Source organism: Nostoc sp., from assembly GCF_036917975.1.
Taxonomy (GTDB): Bacteria; Cyanobacteriota; Cyanobacteriia; order Cyanobacteriales; family Nostocaceae; genus Nostoc.
In genome coordinates this window covers 52,683-72,522 of the sequence record NZ_JBALEJ010000013.1, presented here as the reverse complement: position 1 = coordinate 72,522, position 19,840 = coordinate 52,683, and the positions used below count along the sequence as shown (strand labels likewise).

The 19,840-nt window shown below is 43.8% G+C and carries 24 protein-coding genes and 1 pseudogene; 14 read left to right on the top strand and 11 right to left on the bottom strand.

The window, feature by feature from the left end:
• The first annotated feature begins 2 nt into the window (after nucleotides 1-2).
• The 12 genes and pseudogenes from V7K76_RS04630 to V7K76_RS04575 all read left to right on the top strand — a co-directional run.
• Nucleotides 3-923: a F0F1 ATP synthase subunit gamma gene (locus tag V7K76_RS04630; protein WP_334777094.1), complete on the top strand. Its 921-nt coding sequence runs from the start codon at nucleotides 3-5 to the stop codon at nucleotides 921-923.
• A 287-nt stretch (nucleotides 924-1,210) separates the two neighbouring features.
• Nucleotides 1,211-2,647, top strand: a complete 1,437-nt coding sequence (gene atpD / locus V7K76_RS04625; protein WP_334777093.1) for a F0F1 ATP synthase subunit beta — start codon at nucleotides 1,211-1,213, stop codon at nucleotides 2,645-2,647.
• On the top strand, nucleotides 2,644-3,054 hold the full coding sequence (locus V7K76_RS04620) for a F0F1 ATP synthase subunit epsilon (RefSeq protein ID WP_334777092.1): 411 nt from the start codon (nucleotides 2,644-2,646) through the stop codon (nucleotides 3,052-3,054). The genes atpD and V7K76_RS04620 overlap by 4 nt, the downstream gene beginning before the upstream one ends.
• Nucleotides 3,051-3,413: an AtpZ/AtpI family protein gene (locus tag V7K76_RS04615; protein ID WP_334777091.1), complete on the top strand. Its 363-nt coding sequence runs from the start codon at nucleotides 3,051-3,053 to the stop codon at nucleotides 3,411-3,413. The genes V7K76_RS04620 and V7K76_RS04615 overlap by 4 nt, the downstream gene beginning before the upstream one ends.
• A gap of 804 nt (nucleotides 3,414-4,217) precedes the next feature.
• Nucleotides 4,218-4,511 carry a hypothetical protein gene (locus V7K76_RS04610; RefSeq protein WP_334777090.1) on the top strand — a complete coding sequence of 98 codons (294 nt, stop codon included), beginning with the start codon at nucleotides 4,218-4,220 and terminating at the stop codon, nucleotides 4,509-4,511.
• A 206-nt stretch (nucleotides 4,512-4,717) separates the two neighbouring features.
• Complete coding sequence (locus V7K76_RS04605; RefSeq protein ID WP_334777089.1) at nucleotides 4,718-5,416, top strand: hypothetical protein; 699 nt, start codon at nucleotides 4,718-4,720, stop codon at nucleotides 5,414-5,416.
• Between the two features lie 445 nt (nucleotides 5,417-5,861).
• Nucleotides 5,862-6,308 (top strand): DUF1269 domain-containing protein, encoded by a 447-nt coding sequence (locus tag V7K76_RS04600; protein ID WP_334777088.1) that lies wholly within the window; start codon nucleotides 5,862-5,864, stop codon nucleotides 6,306-6,308.
• A gap of 160 nt (nucleotides 6,309-6,468) precedes the next feature.
• Nucleotides 6,469-6,891, top strand: coding sequence for a YggT family protein (locus V7K76_RS04595; protein ID WP_334777087.1), 423 nt, complete (start codon nucleotides 6,469-6,471; stop codon nucleotides 6,889-6,891).
• A 286-nt stretch (nucleotides 6,892-7,177) separates the two neighbouring features.
• Nucleotides 7,178-7,522, top strand: a complete 345-nt coding sequence (locus V7K76_RS04590) for a hypothetical protein (protein ID WP_334777085.1) — start codon at nucleotides 7,178-7,180, stop codon at nucleotides 7,520-7,522.
• A gap of 252 nt (nucleotides 7,523-7,774) precedes the next feature.
• Nucleotides 7,775-7,927 carry a hypothetical protein gene (locus V7K76_RS04585; protein WP_335029691.1) on the top strand — a complete coding sequence of 51 codons (153 nt, stop codon included), beginning with the start codon at nucleotides 7,775-7,777 and terminating at the stop codon, nucleotides 7,925-7,927.
• A 194-nt stretch (nucleotides 7,928-8,121) separates the two neighbouring features.
• Complete coding sequence (locus tag V7K76_RS04580; protein ID WP_334777084.1) at nucleotides 8,122-8,325, top strand: hypothetical protein; 204 nt, start codon at nucleotides 8,122-8,124, stop codon at nucleotides 8,323-8,325.
• A gap of 20 nt (nucleotides 8,326-8,345) precedes the next feature.
• Nucleotides 8,346-9,494, top strand: a pseudogene (locus tag V7K76_RS04575) (phosphoketolase); the annotation flags it as partial.
• A 410-nt stretch (nucleotides 9,495-9,904) separates the two neighbouring features.
• Here the strand turns inward: V7K76_RS04575 and V7K76_RS04570 are convergent.
• The 11 genes from V7K76_RS04570 to V7K76_RS04520 all read right to left on the bottom strand — a co-directional run bounded on the left by V7K76_RS04570 (nucleotide 9,905) and on the right by V7K76_RS04520 (nucleotide 18,826).
• The gene (locus tag V7K76_RS04570) at nucleotides 9,905-10,744 is read right to left on the bottom strand and encodes a metal ABC transporter permease (RefSeq protein WP_334777081.1); all 840 of its coding nucleotides are present in this window, start codon (nucleotides 10,742-10,744) and stop codon (nucleotides 9,905-9,907) included.
• Nucleotides 10,741-11,520, bottom strand: a complete 780-nt coding sequence (locus tag V7K76_RS04565; RefSeq protein ID WP_334777080.1) for a metal ABC transporter ATP-binding protein — start codon at nucleotides 11,518-11,520, stop codon at nucleotides 10,741-10,743. Before V7K76_RS04565 ends, V7K76_RS04570 begins: the two co-directional genes overlap by 4 nt.
• Nucleotides 11,521-11,681: 161 nt before the next feature.
• The gene (locus tag V7K76_RS04560) at nucleotides 11,682-12,767 is read right to left on the bottom strand and encodes a metal ABC transporter solute-binding protein, Zn/Mn family (protein ID WP_334777079.1); all 1,086 of its coding nucleotides are present in this window, start codon (nucleotides 12,765-12,767) and stop codon (nucleotides 11,682-11,684) included.
• A gap of 7 nt (nucleotides 12,768-12,774) precedes the next feature.
• A complete protein-coding gene (locus tag V7K76_RS04555) occupies nucleotides 12,775-13,095 on the bottom strand; it encodes a DUF308 domain-containing protein (RefSeq protein WP_334777078.1) in 321 nt (106 codons plus the stop codon).
• A gap of 39 nt (nucleotides 13,096-13,134) precedes the next feature.
• Nucleotides 13,135-14,409 carry an FAD-dependent oxidoreductase gene (locus V7K76_RS04550; RefSeq protein WP_334777077.1) on the bottom strand — a complete coding sequence of 425 codons (1,275 nt, stop codon included), beginning with the start codon at nucleotides 14,407-14,409 and terminating at the stop codon, nucleotides 13,135-13,137.
• Between the two features lie 311 nt (nucleotides 14,410-14,720).
• Nucleotides 14,721-16,262 (bottom strand): phytoene desaturase family protein, encoded by a 1,542-nt coding sequence (locus V7K76_RS04545; RefSeq protein ID WP_334777076.1) that lies wholly within the window; start codon nucleotides 16,260-16,262, stop codon nucleotides 14,721-14,723.
• Nucleotides 16,263-16,301: 39 nt separating this feature from the next.
• Nucleotides 16,302-16,505, bottom strand: coding sequence for a hypothetical protein (locus V7K76_RS04540; protein ID WP_334777075.1), 204 nt, complete (start codon nucleotides 16,503-16,505; stop codon nucleotides 16,302-16,304).
• A complete protein-coding gene (locus tag V7K76_RS04535; RefSeq protein WP_334777074.1) occupies nucleotides 16,502-16,855 on the bottom strand; it encodes a DUF5335 family protein in 354 nt (117 codons plus the stop codon). Before V7K76_RS04535 ends, V7K76_RS04540 begins: the two co-directional genes overlap by 4 nt.
• Before the next feature lie 132 nt (nucleotides 16,856-16,987).
• Nucleotides 16,988-17,530 carry a general stress protein gene (locus V7K76_RS04530; RefSeq protein WP_334777073.1) on the bottom strand — a complete coding sequence of 181 codons (543 nt, stop codon included), beginning with the start codon at nucleotides 17,528-17,530 and terminating at the stop codon, nucleotides 16,988-16,990.
• Between the two features lie 38 nt (nucleotides 17,531-17,568).
• Nucleotides 17,569-17,994, bottom strand: a complete 426-nt coding sequence (locus tag V7K76_RS04525) for a hypothetical protein (RefSeq protein ID WP_334777072.1) — start codon at nucleotides 17,992-17,994, stop codon at nucleotides 17,569-17,571.
• A 682-nt stretch (nucleotides 17,995-18,676) separates the two neighbouring features.
• A complete protein-coding gene (locus V7K76_RS04520) occupies nucleotides 18,677-18,826 on the bottom strand; it encodes a hypothetical protein (RefSeq protein WP_334777071.1) in 150 nt (49 codons plus the stop codon).
• Between V7K76_RS04520 and V7K76_RS04515 the strand changes: the two genes are divergently transcribed.
• Together V7K76_RS04515 and V7K76_RS04510 are read left to right on the top strand one after the other, a co-directional pair.
• The gene (locus tag V7K76_RS04515; protein WP_334777070.1) at nucleotides 18,825-19,184 is read left to right on the top strand and encodes a hypothetical protein; all 360 of its coding nucleotides are present in this window, start codon (nucleotides 18,825-18,827) and stop codon (nucleotides 19,182-19,184) included. The two genes, V7K76_RS04520 and V7K76_RS04515, sit on opposite strands and share 2 nt — an antisense overlap.
• 12 nt (nucleotides 19,185-19,196) lie before the next feature.
• On the top strand, nucleotides 19,197-19,619 hold the full coding sequence (locus V7K76_RS04510; RefSeq protein WP_334777069.1) for a type II toxin-antitoxin system VapC family toxin: 423 nt from the start codon (nucleotides 19,197-19,199) through the stop codon (nucleotides 19,617-19,619).
• The last annotated feature ends 221 nt before the right edge of the window (nucleotides 19,620-19,840 follow it).

The following is a 19,840-nucleotide window of genomic DNA, read 5'->3' as shown; positions in this document are numbered from 1 at the left end:
CCATGTCATCCATTGAGCTTCTGCAACGCCAAATCCACACTGCCCAAGACCTGCAAGCCGTGGTGAAAATGATGAAAGTATTAGCAGCATTAAACATCCACCAATACCAACAGGCGGTTGCCTCCCTCGCTGAGTATAACCGGACAATCGAAATGGGTTTGCACGTAGTATTGAAGGCAGCACATACACATGATGCTTCCCTCCCAGATGATAACGGCGATGGCTTCAAAACTTACTCACAATCCCTTTCGACTGACCTTGGTCGTTGCGGCGTAATTATTTTTGGCTCTGAGCAAGGGATGTGCGGTCAATTCAACGAACAGATTAGCCACTATGCGATCGCTGAATTAGAGAAGTTGAAGCTCTCACCCGAACATCTGGCGATTTTTGCCGTCGGATCGAGATTGATCTCCCATTTAGAAACCGCAGGCTATGGAATTGAGCAAACTTTCGCCATGCCAGGTTCGCTAGCTGGGATCACATCAATGGTTCAAGAAATCTTGATGCACATTGCCACATGGCGCGATCGCGAACAAATTGGCCAAATTACATTATTTTACAACCACTTGCATTCCAATACATTATGGGAGCCATATAAGCTGCAACTATTACCACTTGATGGCGAATGGCTACAACATATCGAAAGCCAAGAATGGCGATCGCGGACTCTATCAACTTTTACGATGCCGAGCGATGTTTTGGTTGCATCTTTATTACGACAATATTTTTTTATTTTGCTTTATCGGGCTTTTGGTGAGTCCCTCGCAGGTGAAAATGCTAGCCGTCTCGCTTCTATGCAAGTTGCCGAGAAAAACATTGAAGAGCGGCTGACAGAATTTACTGGTCAATTTCAGCAAAAACGCCAAACTGCAATTACAGATGAATTACTAGAAATTATTTCAGCCTTTGAATTAAGCCATTAATAATTCGTAATTCGTAATTCGTAATTCGTAATTACGAATTCGGATTTAGCGAAAATTGCAGTCCTACCCTTTTGGCAGAGGCTAGCGTCAAGAGGAAACCCCAACAGGATCAATTTTTCAAGACAGACATCAAGCATAATGAGCGAAACTTATCTGCAAGAAGTTGCGCCAACAACAAGCTCAGTGACCACCTGTAGAAGTCGGGGACTCTGACCCGTTTTTTAAGTTGAGCGGAGTCGAAACTTTAATTACGAATTACGAATTACGAATTACGAATTACGAATTATATGGAACCAGATATTAAATCATCTTCCCAATCAAATCATCCCCAAGAGCAAAATCTTGGTTCTATCCTCTCCGTGCGGAGCAGCATCATCGATATCCATTTTCCCAAACGCTTGCCATATATAAATAGCCAGTTACAAACAGGGAAAGGAGGTAATCTGTCCATCGCGGTGGTTTCACATCTGGGCGCTCAGGTGGTGCGGGGTGTAGCACTTGCCCCAACCGCAGGTTTGACACGCGGTGAGATTGTGATTGATACTCAGCACCCGTTACAAGTTCCAGTGGGCGATCGCCTTTTAGGGAGAATGTTAAACCTATTTGGCGAAGCGATCGATGAGAAAGAGGCGATCGCAGGTGGCGAATGGCGATCAATTCATGCCACGCCAATTGCGATGTCAGAACGAGTTACCAAAGCCGAAATCCTCAAAACTGGGATCAAAGCCATCGATCTACTCACACCTTTAGAGCGAGGCGGTAAAACAGGTTTGCTTGGCGGTGCAGGCGTTGGCAAAACGGTGCTAATTACAGAAATGATCCACAATATGGTTAAGCAGCACCAAGGTGTAAGTTTATTTTGTGGGATTGGTGAACGCTGTCGAGAAGGTCTTGATCTATATCAAGAAATGGCAGCAACAGGGGTTCTCCCAAATGCAGTCTTAGTCTTCGGACAGATGAATGAACCACCGGGAGTCAGATTTTGGGTAGGACACGCGGCGCTAACAATGGCAGAATATTTTCGCGATCGCTCCCAAAAAGATGTATTGCTTTTAATCGATAATATCTTTCGCTTTATCCAAGCAGGTTCAGAAGTATCGGGACTGATGGGGATAATACCTTCGCGGGTGGGTTATGAACCAACCCTCGCCACTGAACTCGCTCAACTAGAGGAGCGGATCTGCAATACATCGGCAGGGGCGATTACTTCCATTCAAGCGGTTTATGTACCTGCGGATGACTTCACCGATCCCTCTGCTGTCGCTGTGTTTTCCCATCTGTCAGCCGCAATTGTGTTGTCACGTAAACGGGCGAGTGAAGGGCTTTATCCCGCCGTGGATTTGATGGAATCGAATTCCAAAATGCTGATGCCTCATATTGTTGGCGATCGCCATTATCAGATCGCTCAAGCAGTCCGCAAAACCATCAGCACCTATGAAGAACTAAAAGATATCATTGCCATGTTGGGCTTAGAAGAATTATCGCCAGGCGATCGCCAGGTGGTATCCCAGGCGCGACGTTTAGAACGTTTTCTCACTCAACCCTTCTTTTCCACCGCCCAGTTTACAGGTTTGACAGGGAAATTAGTCGAATTAGACGATGCTCTAGAAGGATGTGAACGCATTCTCAATGATGAGTTTGCTGATACACCAGAGCGATCGCTCTACATGATTGGCTCAATTGATGAAGTCGTACAAGCTCCAAAAGAGGGCAAAAAATCATGACCGAGCCATCCTCAGAAATGCGACTCAAAGTTGTCTTACCAACTAAAATTCTGATGGAAACAGCCGCAATCAAAGTGATTGCAGAAGCGGAGAATGGGATATTTTGCTTGCTACCTCACCATATAGATTTTGTGGCAACACTGATACCAAGTTTGTTATCCTTCGTCCCACCCCAAGGACAAGAACAATTCCTCGCCATCGATCAAGGAATTTTGATCAAGTATGGGGATGAGATAACAGTTGCTACCCAAAATGCAGTTCCAGGTGGCGATTTGGAAATATTGAGAAAAACCGTTGAGGAGGAGTTTCATTTAATCGATGAACGCGAAAAAACAGCACGTTCCGTTTTAGAAAACCTAGAGATCAACACAATTCGGCACTTTATCGAGTTAGGTGAATATCCATGAAAATCCCACCCTCTCGTCAGTCTCGCTCCCAAACGCATCTTAACGCCAAAGCGATCGCTAATCAAGCACGCCGCAAACTTTATGCTCGCCAAGCGAAACCTTATGGTGGCGTTTTGTTTGGCTTAGGTTTCGTTGGCTTGGTCGGTTGGTCAGTGGTCGTACCAACTTTATTAGGAATGGCACTAGGCATCTGGCTCGATTTCCAATTTCCCAGTCGCTTCTCATGGACATTGGCACTGATGCTGGCAGGTTTAACCATTGGTTGTTTGATTGCTTGGGAATGGGTATCGCAGGAGCAACAACGTATGGCAAGAGATCAACCACCCGATGATTCTCCTAATCAGGAAGAAAGAGACTGAACCGAATTGGCACTAAGAAAAGCCCAAAGGCTTGTGTCACCTCGTTCCCAGCCTGGAGGCAATACAGTTCAGTTAAGCTTCTCTTCCTTCTCTTCCTTCTCTTCCTTTGCGTCCTTTGCGCCCTTTGCGGTTCGTTAAAAAAAAAGAATTTTAGCCTTAACTGAACCGTATTGAGCCTGGAGGCTGGGAATGTATTCAAAGAGGCTCTGCCTCTCGTCAAGCTACTGGAGGCGGAGCCTCCCAGAATGGGTTCCCAGCCTCCAGGCTGGGAACCAGTCAGAAACCAATGGCACGCTTGATCAGGCAAGAAGCAGAAAGAAATAAAAGCCCCAACAGCTTGCAGCACAAGCTTTGAGAACATAAATAATTGATGGATGAAAAACTCCACGCCACTTGCGGGATGGAGTTTTTGGGCATGGGGAACAGGGCATGGGGGAGGCAGTGCGGTCTTGGGGTTTCCCCAAGTGGAGCAACTGCCGTCATGGGGAAGAAGTTACCAATGCCCTATGCCCGAAGCGGCGGGGCGGCTGTCCCTCTCCACGCCACTTGCGGGATCGAGTTTCCCGCCGCTTTCAATGAATTTGGTAACGATTTATATCGTAATGAATCAATTCACTCAAGAAATCAAGCCATAGCCCCTCAGAGTAGTTAAGGAGGAGCAACAATATTGCCTGATTGACTAACTTCCTCCAAAAAGAGCGCAATTAATCGATGAGTATCAGCAATGAACTTGTCAGTGTGTCAAGCAGGCAGGAAATTCCAGTTTAATTCTAGCTACTCTCAACTTATCGAAAGGAACATCTAATGAAACGCATAATCGCTATCCTGATGCTTGCTCTTCCCCTTGGAGTCTTGGCAAAATCTGCCTCAGCCGCACAGTTCAATGTTAATGATGGGCAGAATTCAACTCGTCCTGGTGTCGTCGAGGCAGGCCGGGTTGCACCAGAGCTATTGGCTCAAAACCAGCGCGAACAAACTCGGCGCAATACTACACGCCGCGCTCGTTATCGCCGGGTCTGGGTGGCAGGACATTACCAACCGACCTCTCGCGGTCATCGGCGATGGGTGGCAGGACACTGGGTAAACCGTCGCGTTTAGCATCATGCGCCTGAAAGATTGGATTGGGCGATCGCTTAACAAACCGCCCTAACCAGCTTTCAGGAGGACAACAACAGCAAGTTGCCAAGTTCGTATTGTAATTTAATCAATTCATCCATTCACTCAAACGGTAGTCGCCCAGAGTAGTAAATGAGCAGAGTTGTTTATAAGTTAATAACTGGTTTAACAAGACCAAGGAGAAATTAATGGAAACGCAGATGTCCCGGATTCATCAAACCACTTATAACGCTATTTTTCAGCACCCAGTAGTCCGCAACCTTCAGTGGCACGATGTGCGATCGATGCTAAATGCGCTGACCGACGAGACTCAGGAACATAACGGCAATCTGAGATTTACGCGGAATGGTGAGACGCTGACAGTTCACCCCTCGAAGCACAAAGATTTATCTGATATCCATGAATTAATGCAGATTCGCCACTTTCTCGAGCATTCTGCTGTCCCCGCCCAGCCAATCATCACCGAGGGTGTCCACCTGCTGGTCGTTATCGATCACCGTGAGGCGCGTATCTATAAAACTGAACTGCACGGCTCAGTACCAGAACGGATCGTTCCTTACGACCCGGATGGCTCTCATCGGCATCTGCACAATGTGGATGACGATGCCAACGGTCAGCGCCAGCCGGAACTAAAACCTTTCTATGAGGCAATAGCGCGATGTCTACGACGGGCTACGCCTACGCTAAGTGGCGCAAAGAAGATTCTGATCTTTGGCAGTTCAACCGGATCGAGCAGCGCGATGGATTATCTGCTGGCGGATCTCAAAGAACATCATCCAGATATCGCCCAGCAAGTTATCGGTACAGTCGTCGTCAATGAACAACACATGAGCGAAGACCAGTTACTAGCACAGGCGCGGACGTTCTACGCGACAACCGAGCATTAACAATTCAAAATTCAAAATGACGCTCTCTGCGAGACGCTAAAAGCGAACGTAGACTCGCTCTAAGCGAAGCCATGCCGTTCGCGTAGCGTCTCGTAGAGAAGGCTTTACGCTGCGCTAACAAAATTCAAAATTAAAGAAATTTCAGACGGGGATTTAGCGAGAAACGCGGTCTTGGGATGCATCCCAAGTGGAGCGATTTCTCAAGACAAACCCCAACTGAAATGGGTGCTACATGTAGATTGCAGGTTCTTAAACCCTTTAATTTACGATAAGATATACTGTCTTGCGATCGCTTTCCCATTTACGCCAAGTTTATTCGCAAAATCAGTAAATGCAGTAGCAGCGATCGCAGGTATCGTAAACTAAAAATCAGCAGTTTATCAGGTAAAATGCAGATACAGTAAAAAGTCATTTTTCCTTTAAACAATTACAATCTGAAGAGAGTATGAGTGAATTAGTTGTAGTCAACTTCGATGACAAATATAAAGCAGATGAAGTAATTTTAGAACTACTCAAACTTGAGCAAGAAAACTTAGCAGATTTGAAAGATGCAGTTGTGATTACCAAAAATGCAGATGGTAAGATTAGGGTTAAACCATATCACGATTTGGTTGAACCTGGAGACCTGAGTAATGAACTCTGGGGTGGCATCATTAGCGCAGTTTTCTTTCATCGCACTCTTACTATTAAAGAGGGCACATTTGATAGTAGTTTTTTAACCGAAGTTGAAGAATCTTTAAAACCAAATTCTTCATCATTGTTTGTTCTAATTTACTCCGCTAATCTAGAGAAAATAATTGCAGAATTTAATCGTTTTGGAGGAAAGCTAATTAGAACAAGTTTTTCTCAAGACAAAATTGAGAACTTGCAAAAAACTCTTAGTCCTGCTTAGAGGTTGTTTGAAAAGTTGACAGCTAGCTGATAAAAAAAGCTCTCAGGGGATAACCTGTAGATATAAAGTTGTGTTACAGAACAAATCTGTACGAGCGAGGGAAAATTATATTATCGTCCATTCTGATTGAAGTATCACTTATCAATTTGGAGATAGATCAATGAATAAAAATCCTCATGAAGAGAGCAATTCTGAGCGGAGGCAAGAACTTCGGAATGATGAAGAATCTTTCCGACTTCAACAGGAAGAGAGACGGCTGGAAACTAGCAAACGCGGCGCTACGTTTACCTGGATTATCAATAGTATTTACTTTCTAGTTGGAACGCTGGAAATTCTACTGACGTTACGCTTCTTATTGCGTTTTTTCGGAGCAAATACAAAAAATGCCTTTGCTCAGTTTATTTACAATCTTTCCGATCCATTCATTAGGCCTTTTTCCACCTTATTTATCAGTCCCGTTTTTGGTGGCGGAGTAAACATTTTTGATGTCAATGTCCTAATTGCAATCATCGTGTATTCTCTCTTAGGCTGGCTCGGTGCATGGGTAGTTAGATTTATCTATGCTGGACAGAGAGCAGTTTAACAATTCAAAATTCAAAATGACGCTCGCAGACTCGCTAACGCTGCGCTAACAAAATTCAAAATTAAAGAAATTTCAGACGGGGATTTAGCGAGAAACGCGGTCTTGGGATGCATCCCAAGTGGAGCGATTTCTCAAGACAAACCCCGACTGAAATGGGTGCTACATGTAGATTGCAGGTTCTTAAACCCTTTAATTTACGATAAAAACCAGATGATTTAATGACTGTGATATTAAATATCTTCATTTTGAACCTATTTATAACAGAATATAGGAGCGTAATGGAGTCATGGAAGAAAAATCGATCACAACTTTGCCAGCTAATTCACTCCTTCTAGATCATCGGGGAGTTGAAACTCTTTCTATGCTAGATATGGGTTTCCTGATAGTAGTCAGCACTATGATTATTTCGGCGATCGCTACTTTAATTTATGCCTTCATTCCTAAGCCGGTGCAGCAGTATTTATTTAGCCTCAAATTGCCTCAGAAAGCCAAGTGTCCTCAATGTCGATATTTTAGTCATAATTCATATCTCAAATGCACCGTCCATCCATCAACGGTGCTAACCGATCAAGCCATTAATTGTTTAGATTACAGTCCACATAATCAGGTGAAACTAGTTGAAGAAGATTAGAGAAGACTGTTAACAATTCAAAATTAAAAATGACGCTCTCTACGAGACGCTTCGCGAACGCAGACTCGCTAACGCTGCGCTAACAAAATTCAAAATTAAAGACATTTCAGACAGGGATTTAGCGAGAAACGCGGTCTTGGGATGCATCCCAAGACCGCGTTTCTCAAGACAAACCCCGACTGAAATGGGTGCTACATGTAGATTGCAGGTTGTTAAACCCTTTAATTTACGATAAAATTAGGAGTCTTAACCATGAACTGGAAGCAGTTGACAATCGTGTTTATCTCTACGATAGTATTTCTGTTTGCCGGAAATGCGATCGCACAGACTGATCTAAATATTAATAAACTCCGTGGGTTTAAGTCCCCCGGTTCAATAACCGGCAAGTTTTGGGTCGGGGTCTAAATCCCCGGACGCGACGCTCGATTACTCGCTAACGCTGCGCTATCGCAGACTCGCTAACACAAAACTTACTTCCGACTTCCGACTTCCGACTTCCGACTTCCGACTTCCGACTTCCGACTTCCGACTTCCGACTTCCGACTTCCGACTTCCGACTTCCGACTTCCGACTTCTTTAATAATACCAATCTGATTCGATTGGGCACAAATGTCACGGTTGTAGAAAAACAAGTTGTAGAAAATGTTATTGCCATTGGTGGTTCGGCCATCGTCCAACCCAATGGACGGGTGACACAATTAGGAGATGGATTGCATGAAGGAGCGATCGCATCTGCCTTTGAAGTTGCTCAACTCATCAGTTCACCTTTAGCACTCTCTAAATTACTAATTCATAATTCGTAAACCCTAACTTCTTACCTAACATGATACTGACTACTGCGACCGCACCAAAAACCCTGACAGCAGACGAACTCCATAAGATTCATGCCTACTGGTGTGCTGCAAACTACCTTTCAGTGGGACAGATTTACCTTCTGGATAATCCCCTGCTGCGTGAACCGTTAAAACTAGAAGACATCAAACCTCGGCTGCTTGGACATTGGGGTACAACTCCAGGTCTTAACTTTATTTACGCTCATCTTAACCGTGCGATCAAAATACACGATCTGAATGTTATCTATGTTGCAGGGCCAGGTCATAGAGACCCAGGTATCGTTGCCAACACTTATCTAGAAGGGACTTACAGCGAGTTTTATCCCAACATCTCCCAGGATGTTGAGGGTATGAAGCAGCTTTTCAAACAGTTCTCGTTTCCTAGTGGGATTCCAAGCCATGTTGCTCCTGAAACTCGCGGTTCCATCCATGAAGGAGGAGAATTAGGCTACTCACTGCTTCATGCCTACGGTGCTGTTTTTGACAATCCTGACCTATTTGTTTGCTGTGTAATTGGAGATGGCGAAGTTGAAACGGGCGCTTTGGCGACTAGTTGGCATTCAAACAAGTTTATCAATCCCTTTTGTGATGGTGTTGTTCTGCCCATCTTGCATTTGAATAGCTATAAGATTGCGAATCCAACAGTATTAGCCAGAATTAGTAAAGAAGAACTGAAAAGCCTATTGATTGACTACGGTTACAAGCCTTATTTCGTTGAGGGAGACGACCCGGAAATTCTGCACCAACAAATGGCAGAAACTTTGGATGCGATCGTGCATGAGATTAAAGCCATTCAATATGATGCCCGGACAAATGGCTTCTCTAAGCGTCCTGAATATCCGATGATTGTGCTGAAAACTCCTAAAGGTTGGACGGGGCCTAAAGTTGTCGATGGTGTCCCCGTTGAAGGGACGTTTCGCTCTCATCAGGTTCCCTTGGCAGAACTAGCAACCAAGCCTGAACACATCAAACTGCTAGAAGAGTGGATGAAGAGTTACAAGCCAGAAGAACTGTTTGATGAAAACGGGAGATTGATCGAAGAGTTAGCAGAATTAACTCCGAAAGGCGATCGCCGTATGGGTGTAAATCCTCATGCAAACGGCGGGTTATTGCTCAAAGATTTGAAGTTACCGAATTTTTATGATAGACCACTAGCTGGCATCGTTGGCTCAACAAATAATTACGAATTGCAAATTGTTAATACAGTCTTTTGAGGGTTATTTAATAGACATCTCCAGAAATTAAATATGCGTTACCCAGAAACCTTGTAGAGACGTAGCAGTGCTACGTCTCTACATTTTTTTTCGGAGATGTATAATGCAATACAGTTCAGATAAGCCCAAAACACTTGTAGAGACGGCGATTTATCGCGTCTTGAGAACCCAAAAATGTTGCCAGTAGCCCTTAACTGAACCGTATTGATGTATAATGACAAATTAAGATAAAATAAACGGCTGTTAAGCAAAAAAATCCTAAATTAGTATTATCATTTCTGAAACACTATCAACAAATTAATGTAATTTCGTTCTGTAGTTTCAGGCAATAATACTTAGTGAGCCAGTGAGTGCAAACGAGGTAACAGCATTGCAGTGAGAAAAATTACCAATTGCGTCGCCACAATACTAGGACCGGATGGCAAATTAAACCAGGCGGAAATCACCATTCCGAACACAGCACTTAACACTCCTAGTCCGACTGATATCATCACGTAATTGGTGAATGTGCGACTTAACAATTGGGCGGCACAGGCGGGAATCACGACAAACGCACTCACCAACAACACGCCGATCCCTTTGATGGAAATGCCCACTACTAATGACAGTAGTACAATGAATACCATGCGATGGGTTGATACTGACACACCACGCGCGATCGCCAATGACTCATCCACAGTCAATAACATCTGCGTTCGCAACGTCAGCCCAATGTACAGAATGGAGACGCTTAATAGTAAACCGCTTAACACTAAATCCATTTCCTGGATTGCCAAAATATCGCCAAACAACAGGTTATCGAGTCCGCCTTTGTACTGCCCCACAAAGCTGAGGGTAATGATGGCGATCGCCATTGATGAGGAAGAGATGATATTGAGCAGCGCATCAGTCCATAAACGAGTGCGTTCTAAGAGGTAGGATACAAATAAGGCCAGGATAACCACAAAAGGTAGTAAAACCAGGGAGGGATTGAGTCCTAATAAATAGCCGATGCTGATGCCCAGCAAAGCTGAATGACCAAGGGCATCAGAGAAGAAAGACAACTGCCGTAAAATGGTAAAGCTGCCCAAAATTCCACCCATAATCCCCGTCAGGATGCCGCCGATTAATGCCCGTTGCATAAAGGGGAGTTGAAACAGTTCAATAAAGTGGGTGAGTTCTGTTTGGATGATCATGGTGACTGGGGTTGATGGGAATGCTTGTATTGCAGAAATTCGGTTCCGTAAAGAGCAGAGAGACTGGCATCCGAGAGCGCCACTTTTGGGGTTCCTTGACAGCGTAAAGTGCGATTTATACAGAGGACGCGATCGCAATGCTGCCGCACCATATCCAAATCGTGGGAAATCTGTAAAATTGTCCAGCCTTGTTCTTGCTTAAGTTGATACAGCAGTTGATAAAACTCTAACTCGGCACGTATATCTAACCCAGCTGGGGCTTCATCGAGAATCAGTAAGCGACGTGGGTAAACTAAACAATAAGCCAGTAACACTCGCTTGGTTTCACCACCAGAAAGCCCGCCAATTAGTTGATCTCTGAGATGGATGGCATCAACCCGTGCCAAAGCATCTCGAATGGCATGACCCCGTTTTCTGTGGTTTGCCCAGGGCAACTGAAACCCCAACCCGTCCCAACCTAAGCCCACCAGTTCATCTACTGTCATGGGAATGCGGCGATCGACCAGAAAGTTTTGTGGTAGGTAAGCGATTTGCTGACGGAGGCGCGGTGGGAGAAAGCCTTTTATAGTCAGGGGTTGACCCAGGATAGATATTTTACCTGAATGTCTGGGCAAAATTCCCAAAATGGCTTGCACCAATGTCGTTTTACCTCCCCCATTCGGACCGACGATCGACGTATCCGTTCCTGACTCCAGAGAGAACGAAACATCTTGCACTGCTGCGTAGATTTCCCGATAAACGGTGAGTTTCTCAACTGATAAGACGATTTCTTTCAAGACAACCTCCTAAAATCTTAAACTGACCGAATTTTAGATTTTAAATTTTGGAAAATGGAATTGAAGATTCAAAATCCAAAATTTAAAAAGGGTTACAGAGCAAGCGAATTTAAACGCGCAAACAATTCTATTATCCAAAATCTAAAATTGGCACGGTCAATCTAAAATCTAAAATCTAAAATCCAAAATTGTGTGACAGGTTGCGGCACATTGGCAAGAAAACTGGCTGGGCATGGGTTGGGTAAAAATGACTGAGTAGATTTGCTCCCAAAAGCAGTTTCCAAATTAGTCAAGTTCTGACGCATGACAGTAAAGTAATAGTCGGGCTGCACACCTTCGCCACTCGCCGTCTCCATCGGATCAAAATTGCCGACCTGCACATGCAAATCCTTTGCGAGGGCTGAAAAGGGATTGCCGGCAGCCTGCGGTTCCGTTAATAGGGTTTTGAGTTTTGAGTTATTAGCTGAATCGATCACTCGTTTGACATCTGCTGGTGAGGCGTTTTCTTCGGGAATACCAACCAAAAATTGCGCTTTTAAGTGGTAACTTTGGGCGAAGTAGGGGGCAAAGTCGTGGTAAGTCACAAAGGTTTTGCCTGCAAAGGGCTGAAGCTTTTGGGTAAATTCGCTATCTAATTGCTGAAGTTTAGCGATGTAAGCAGCTGCATTGGCGGTATAAACCTCTTTCCCACTTGGATCGGCAGCAATCAGTCCATCACGAATGTTTTCGACTTGGTGGATGGCTCGTTTGGGATCAAGCCAGATATGAGGATTGAGTTCTATTTGTTTGGCTTGAGCCTGTTTTTTGCCCTCAAATGCTGCTGTAGAGATTGTTTGCACTCCTTTGCTAGAGTCAATAATCTTCAAGTTTGCATTGCCTGCATTTTTAACCAAATCATCCAGAAATTCCTCCATTCCTAAGCCGTTTTCGATCAATACATCAGCTTTTGCCAGCTTCTCGGCATCCTCTGGTTTTGCCTGAAAGTCATGGGGACCAACATTAGTTGGCAGCAGTTGGGTCACTTGGGCACGATCGCCTGCAACTGCTTTTGTAAAATCTGTAATGGGAATGAAGGTTGTCACAACCTGCAATTCTTTTCGACTAGTAGCAGATTGGGAAGACGCGGAATTGGTTGCAGGTGTATTCGACGTGCAACTTCCTAAACTGAGGGCGAACGCAGACACAACAACTACAGACAACTGGTGAATAATTCCCCTGGGTCGTTGTAATGATGAAAGGCGTGTCATGATTCACCTAACCGATGGAGATGAGCGGATACGGATTTACCACCACGAGAATTCCAGATAGGAGATACAACAGACCTAGAATCAGCTTCCCGATAACTCTACCTGTACCTCTTGATTGAAAGGCATAAACAATTTGAGTAATTCCAGCAAAGATGAATATCCAGCCAAACATTAAGGTTGAAGCAACACTAGCAAAGAAAGGAAATGCAATCGCAATGATACTCAACACAATCATGAGAATAGCGATGCCTACGGCTACCAAGGGTATCGCGGTTGTCCATCCAGAACTAACAACTTGCTCATCAATTTTAGGCTCAATAACTCTCATCTTGATCTCCTTTTAAATTTATATAAAAAATTTGATGGATCAATGTTGTACAAATTGTGGTAATAAATTGCGATTTGTGATATCAATCGAGCCTTGGCTTAACCCAACCAGTTGAGCGACTCGCAAGGCAGAAGTTATAGCTCCTTCATGCAAGCCATCACCAAGATAGGCTCCTGCATGGTAAGTGTTGTTCTCGCCATTAGTGGCAACTACTTCATCTCGGTATTGAAAAGATTCAGTGGTATATAATGGGGTGTGATGTTCCTGAATATGAATAATGCGATCGTTAGCAATTAACTCCTCTAGTTGGAACGATAAAAAATAATTTGGTGGCGATGAAATATCACAAATCTGATTCAGACAACTGTTATAACCCCATCGGCTTTTTGCCTGAAAAAAATCAAATTCTGAGGGTTGTTTAATGCCATAGCGGGCGTATATGGAACTATCTGTATGCAGTAAGGTAGTCGCATAATTGGCTTTCCAGGCAGAAAACCGTTTGATTTCGGCATCAGTTGGATCTGCTAACAGCGCCATCACTTGGTCGGGTGGCGTAGCAAACACGACTTTATCAAACTCCTGAATTTCACCTGTTGATCGCACAATTTTTACAGCATCCGAACTTCTGGAAATCCGCTCAATCTCTACATTCAGCAAAACCTCACCCTGGAATCGCGCCAGAATTTTTTCAATGTAAGAATACACACCGCCTTTAATCCTGACCCAGTTGACTGCAACATCGTTGAGTAAAACAGGCATTGCCAATTCTGCCGGAAAATCATCAATCAATTCCAACGGCATTGAATAGCTATACATAACTAGCAATTTTAGCCAAGTATTGCCAGTAAAGGCGCGTTTCAAGTATTGCGACAAAGGCTGATTGTAGAAATCTTGCAGGTGAGCAAATCGTATTCTTAGCCATAATCCAGCAGAACGGGCATAGAGGGTATCGAGGCGTAAATATTCGATCAGGCGGCGAATACCTGTGAAGTTCTTCTGGATTGTGACTCCCGATAGATAGTGGCTGCCATTTCTGAAAAACAGCGCTGAACCCATATTCACAGGTTCTAATTCCACCCCTAGTTCTTCCATGAGGGCGATGAAGTTATGGAACACAGTCGGAAATTCCAGCACTCCATTTTCCAAAATTTCCTGACAATCGGATTGGTTCGGCTGAACGTTCTTGTTCAGTGTCCGAATATGTCCACCTAAAGTAGGTTGCCGTTCAAACACAGTGACGTGATGGCCTTGTTTATTGAGTAGGTAAGCTGTCACCATGCCACTGGCTCCCCCTCCAACGATCGCGATTCTCATGATTGACCTCTCAATTAATAGATAAAGTACGACGCCGAATAGCCCGTTGTAGATATCGCCTGTTTAGTTGTTGCCTAAAATCACGTCACCGAATTTTGGATTTTAAATTTTGGATTTTGGATTGAATAAGAGTAATCCAAAATTTAAAAAGGTCTGAGGGTGAGAGCGTCTCTAACAGTTGCCCACGAATTTAAAACAAGTCGCAAGTCGCAAGTAAGTTTTGTGACGGGGATCTAGACCCCGACCCAAAACTTACCGGTTATTGAACCGGAGGACTTAAACCCACCGTACTCTGTTAAACAATCTAAAATCTAAAATCCAAAATCCAAAATTGAGTCACCTGATAACCGTTGATACAGCAGTGCGCCTGTCCAAAAAGTGGCAGCAAAGCCGGGATAGCCAGATGAGGCATTGCAGAAATAGAAATGGTTGAGTGAGGTTTCGTGATTCAGTCGCCCCATACCCATATTGCGCGGTGTCAGACTGGAGCCGTAGGAATTCCCATTGGGACACCAGCAAAAACGCTCATTAGTAGTAGGGCTACCTGTGATATGGAAGACCATATGTTTTCTAAAGTTCGGTACATAGTTTTTTTCCACAACATCGAGGATGGAATCTAATATTTCTTGCTTTTTCTGGTTGTAAGCTTTGCGGTCATTATCTCGTAATTCCTGGAAGTATTTATAATTGGCAACGGTGAGGAATTCCACAATCTGGCAGTCTTCTGGGCAATCTCGACTTGCTGTAGTTAATAAAGTGGGTGTTGTGATGGCAAAACTAGGATTAGAAAAGTCATTGCGATCGTACATCTGCGCGAATGCTTCATTTAGATCGTGATGCCCTGTATGAAAGAGATTCCACTTGCCAAATCCATACTCTCGCAGATCGATATCTTTGACGACGCAATAAGCCATGTAGTTAGATGCCGAATATTCATAGTTGAGTTTTCGACGCACACTTTGAGAAAACTGCGATTCCCCGATCATCTTGGCGGCTTTTTTGGGGTCAATATTGCAAATTACGGTGTCGCCTGTAAATTCATGGGTTTGATGGGTGGTGAGATCCATCGCCTGAACTCCCGTAACTGTTCTGTCTGTGACTCTAAAATTCGTAACTTCATGGTTGAGCAATACCTGTCCCCCATGTGATTCGATGACATTGACCAACGAATTAATCACATGCTCAAAATGCTGGGTTGGGTAAAATGCGCCTGCTTGATAGCCTCGGAACAATATAACCCAAGCATAGAATGAAAGTTGATTGGGAGGCAGCAAAAAATCAGGCCATTGCAGGGCTAATAAGGTTTGAGCAGCTTGGGGTAGCTGGAATTTGTCAAAGACATCCTGAAGTGTGCTGTTGAGATACTGGACGGCAGAAAATACCTCATTTGGATGTTTTAGCAGTTCAATTGGCTTGACCGGTGGAGAGAGTTTTTTCAAGCCTTCACCAGTCTTTTCCACTTCGTTGACGAATTGGCGAATTAGATCGCTATGAGCCGGAAACAGATCAGACAATCGCTGGATCAGTTCTTCTGGCTCCGAGGGAATATCCAACTTATGCTCTGGCATTCGCATGTGATCAAAGCCTTCCGAGTCATAACGTTCAAAAGTTACTTCTTGCTCTAACCCTAGTTTTTTGAGTACCCCATTGACGGTTTGTCCTTCACCGCAGTCCCAGACGTAGTGAAATTGAGCGTTAAACGTATATTTCTTAGCCATTGTAAACGTATGCCCAAAGCCTCCGGGATGCTCATGGGCTTCAAGAATTTGCACAGTCTTGCCAGAGTTGACCATCAAAGCGCCAAAGACTAATGCTGATAAACCACTACCGACAATCAGGTAATCTGGTTTCATAAGAGAGTTCCTCGAACAATAATAGGACTAAAATATCTCTCAAACTCTGATTTCTCTGCGTCCTCCGTGCCTCTGCGGTAGCCTGCGGCAAGCCGTTCGCGTAGCGTCTCGTAGAGAAGCGTCTACGTTATTCCATAACTCTTGTATAAGTCCTAAATAAAAATCTGAGTTCTGTCCCGTTGAAACGCCCGTTAGTAGATTAATTCCTGCTGCTGTGTCTTTATCGGTAATGGTGGTAGTCAACTAGCTTGTAGCTTGATCAACGTTTTTCTCCCAGCAGCGTCACTAATCCAAACCGCTATCATCACACCGTTGGAGTTCTGTCCTGTTAAAACTTCAGTTGGTGAATCGACGCTGTGAGCGTATGTCATTTCATCTTTACCGACTTCGATCGCCAAATTATCACCCTTACCGGGGCGATCGTAAATTATCGCCATCAAAGGTGCGTTCTGAATCAGTTCTTCGTCACCAAGTTCTGAATCGATGATTTCGATTGAAATATTCCGTCCACGATTACCACTTGAAAACTGATCAAAAAATTCACCCCATTGCTCACGCGGCACAGATTTGTTGATGTCAATTTTACTTACCATGATCATTCCTTTAAATATTTCCAGAAGTTAAATATGCGTTATCCAGAATCCTTGTAGAGACGTAGCACTGCTACGTCTCTACATTCATTTTCACTCCTATGTCTAATGTTGGCAGGTTAGGAGTTCAAAGCCTTAGACAGGGATCGAAATGCTTATTCCATGACTGATTCTGTCTAGCATCTGCCTCGCCTGAGTGACATCCTCGTTGCTGCCTGTCACGAGGATTATGAACTCACCTGCTTGGATTTGAGTTTCGTATTTCAGGATCTCGTGCTTGGGGATTCCTAACCCTCCTAAAGCACCCGCCAGTCCTCCGACAGCAGCAGCACCAGCAGCGCCAATAAGGGTTCCTTCTAACCAACCCGCCAATACTCCCGCAATGGGGCCAGCAATGATGATCGGAGCGACTCCAGGAATAAACAACACTCCAGCGCCAGCTAAAATGCCAAATAAGCCTCCGACAAAGCTACCCCAATAACCACCTCCTGCGGCTCCAGCTTTGGCCGTATCTTTCCAGGTGAGAAATCCCCGCACATGTTCAGTGGTTTGGTAGTCTTTGCCAATAATCGAGAGCTTTTGCAGATCGAAGCCTGATTTTTGCAGTTCCAATACAACCCTTTCTGCTTCTGCATGGGAAGGGAAATGAGCAACAACCGTATGTGTTGTATATGTCATGAGTTTGTCTCCTTTATCTATGTCAAGCGAATTACGAATTAGTTCTTTGTAGTTACTGCTGCGGCTTCGGCATCTAGTCTGGCGGCGATCGCTTCTAAGGTGGCTTTTTCTGCTTCTTCGAGCGTTGCGATCGCTAAGAAGGTCGCCGTAGCTGCATGGTTTTCAGCTTTATCTGCCCGATGTTCGAGTTTCTTTGCTTTGCGACCCGTTTTCCATTCCTCGACATGGGACTTCACTTCCGATTCTTTTTCCTCGAATTGAGTTTTGAGCTTTGCCCGATACTCATCGAATTCTTGTTTTTTAGCGTCTAGCTTTGTCTTCGCTTCATCAATTTGAGATTCAATCTCAGTTTGAGTTTTTTTCGGTGCAGATTGAATACTTTCTCTCAGCGATTTTACCCGATCTTCAACCGCTTCTAAATTGTCATGAAGATTTTTGGTGAAGTTATCAATTGCAGTACTCATGATAATTGCTCTAGTATGTTGAATTTCTGAAATTTGGCTATATTATGTTTCAATTTGAGATTTAATCTCAGATTGAGTTTTTTGACCGCACACTTAATAGTTACAATTTTTGACTTTCTTTACCTCTACCTTTTGAACGTTTTAGTAGAAGTTATACAATTCACACAGTATTTAAAACCTTATTAAAACATAATTGGTCTTATAAACTTTTCCTGTTGAGTAAATCCATATATAGCAAGCTTTTTGGCTTTTTTTACCGTCGAACTCACGTTAATTTTAAAGGAATCTAGAATCAGGGCGATCGCACCTTTGAGCAAACTATGTTGTAGGGCGATCGCATTTTGTTTGAGCTAATAAATGTTGGGTTTCCTTCGCGTTAGCGGTTTCACCCTGGTTGAATAACAACTGGCTGAGTTAAAGCTAAGAACGCCACAGAGCAAAACAGAGATAGTCCTTCGCAGAAAAACAACATTTGTAACAAATAGAAAAGTAATGATACCAATAAAAATAAAACGGATCTGTCGCATATTAAAGCTTTAATAGACTGAAATAATATCCAAAGTGACAATACAATGCTGCTTTAGATTTAATCCAGTGATTTTACATATCTTAATTAGATGTGCTTTATTTACATGATATTAACCGTATCATTGCTGAGTCATAGCAGCTTTCGTAGGGTGCGTTAATGAAAGAATAAAATTGCTCCAATTTGAATGGCGATCGCCACTTTCCTAGCTACTGTCTTGAAAGCAATCGTCGAAATAGCGCGATCGCACTCGGATGCTTCATTCTGACGGTAGAATGAGAAAGACACTTTAAGTGTTTCAAACATGGTTATCAATCTGAATGTACCCCAATCCCAGCCAGCCATCAACCAGAAGGTGACACTGCTAATAGAAACCCTCAAAAATGGTCAATTTGCCGCATCTATTTTTGAGTTCCCCAACTTTATTGTCGTTGCACAAACACGGGAAGAAGCGATCGCCCAACTGCAAGCTACCTTTTTAGAACGACTCAACCACATCGAAACTATTTACTGGAATGTGCCACTTTCTGCTTCACCACCTACTTGGCTGCAATTTGCTGGTGTCTTTCAAGACGATGGAGATTTTCAGGAAATCATGGATGGAATTCGAGCGGAACGAACCTCAGATGATGACACTGAAGTTGACTCCTCATACTACTTGTAGAGGAAGCTTAACGTGTCTCGATATATTCTCGATACCGACCATGTTTCACTAATTCTTTGCAATCATCCCCAAGTTACCGCCAATGCTTCTCTACATCAAATTGCTGTTACAGTAATTACGGTTCAAGAACTGTTTAAGGGCTGGATTGTGAAAATTAACGATCCGTCAGCAGTGCATAATCTACCTACGCTGTACTCAAAACTTTGGACAACCGTCAAATATCTCCAAACAGTTGAGATCCTAGATTTCACAGTAGACGCTGATGACTGTCTCAAACACCTGCTTAAAGAGAATCCTCCCTTGCGAAAAAATCGCTTGCAAAAAGATATACGAATTGCAGCAATTGCATTATCTCTTAATGCCACAGTAGTTACCCGTAACCAACGAGATTTTAGTCTAGTACCCAGACTAGCGATCGCAGATTGGACGCTGTAAGCAATGGAATCTCATCAAACATTGTAGTGCGATCGCCAAAATAACAATTGCTGTCTCAATATCTATTTTGGTGATTCCCGAAATAGCTTTTGCGATGCCTGCGGCGGGCGGCGCCTACGCTAATCTTGTAAGTTGGGTTGAAGCAAATAAACGTTCGGTTAGTAAGTGTTGTGAGTCTTTGGAAGAATCAAATTAAAACTTAATACTGAATCACCTAACTG

Coding starts and splice junctions, on each gene's coding strand:
- V7K76_RS04630 (WP_334777094.1), top strand. CDS start 3: ATGTCATCCATTGAGCTTCTGCAACGCCAAATCCACACTGCCCAAGAC.
- atpD (WP_334777093.1), top strand. CDS start 1,211: ATGGAACCAGATATTAAATCATCTTCCCAATCAAATCATCCCCAAGAG.
- V7K76_RS04620 (WP_334777092.1), top strand. CDS start 2,644: ATGACCGAGCCATCCTCAGAAATGCGACTCAAAGTTGTCTTACCAACT.
- V7K76_RS04615 (WP_334777091.1), top strand. CDS start 3,051: ATGAAAATCCCACCCTCTCGTCAGTCTCGCTCCCAAACGCATCTTAAC.
- V7K76_RS04610 (WP_334777090.1), top strand. CDS start 4,218: ATGAAACGCATAATCGCTATCCTGATGCTTGCTCTTCCCCTTGGAGTC.
- V7K76_RS04605 (WP_334777089.1), top strand. CDS start 4,718: ATGGAAACGCAGATGTCCCGGATTCATCAAACCACTTATAACGCTATT.
- V7K76_RS04600 (WP_334777088.1), top strand. CDS start 5,862: ATGAGTGAATTAGTTGTAGTCAACTTCGATGACAAATATAAAGCAGAT.
- V7K76_RS04595 (WP_334777087.1), top strand. CDS start 6,469: ATGAATAAAAATCCTCATGAAGAGAGCAATTCTGAGCGGAGGCAAGAA.
- V7K76_RS04590 (WP_334777085.1), top strand. CDS start 7,178: ATGGAAGAAAAATCGATCACAACTTTGCCAGCTAATTCACTCCTTCTA.
- V7K76_RS04585 (WP_335029691.1), top strand. CDS start 7,775: ATGAACTGGAAGCAGTTGACAATCGTGTTTATCTCTACGATAGTATTT.
- V7K76_RS04570 (WP_334777081.1), bottom strand. CDS start 10,744: ATGATCATCCAAACAGAACTCACCCACTTTATTGAACTGTTTCAACTC.
- V7K76_RS04560 (WP_334777079.1), bottom strand. CDS start 12,767: ATGACACGCCTTTCATCATTACAACGACCCAGGGGAATTATTCACCAG.
- V7K76_RS04555 (WP_334777078.1), bottom strand. CDS start 13,095: ATGAGAGTTATTGAGCCTAAAATTGATGAGCAAGTTGTTAGTTCTGGA.
- V7K76_RS04550 (WP_334777077.1), bottom strand. CDS start 14,409: ATGAGAATCGCGATCGTTGGAGGGGGAGCCAGTGGCATGGTGACAGCT.
- V7K76_RS04545 (WP_334777076.1), bottom strand. CDS start 16,262: ATGAAACCAGATTACCTGATTGTCGGTAGTGGTTTATCAGCATTAGTC.
- V7K76_RS04535 (WP_334777074.1), bottom strand. CDS start 16,855: ATGGTAAGTAAAATTGACATCAACAAATCTGTGCCGCGTGAGCAATGG.
- V7K76_RS04530 (WP_334777073.1), bottom strand. CDS start 17,530: ATGACATATACAACACATACGGTTGTTGCTCATTTCCCTTCCCATGCA.
- V7K76_RS04525 (WP_334777072.1), bottom strand. CDS start 17,994: ATGAGTACTGCAATTGATAACTTCACCAAAAATCTTCATGACAATTTA.
- V7K76_RS04515 (WP_334777070.1), top strand. CDS start 18,825: ATGGTTATCAATCTGAATGTACCCCAATCCCAGCCAGCCATCAACCAG.
- V7K76_RS04520 (WP_334777071.1), bottom strand. CDS start 18,826: ATGTTTGAAACACTTAAAGTGTCTTTCTCATTCTACCGTCAGAATGAA.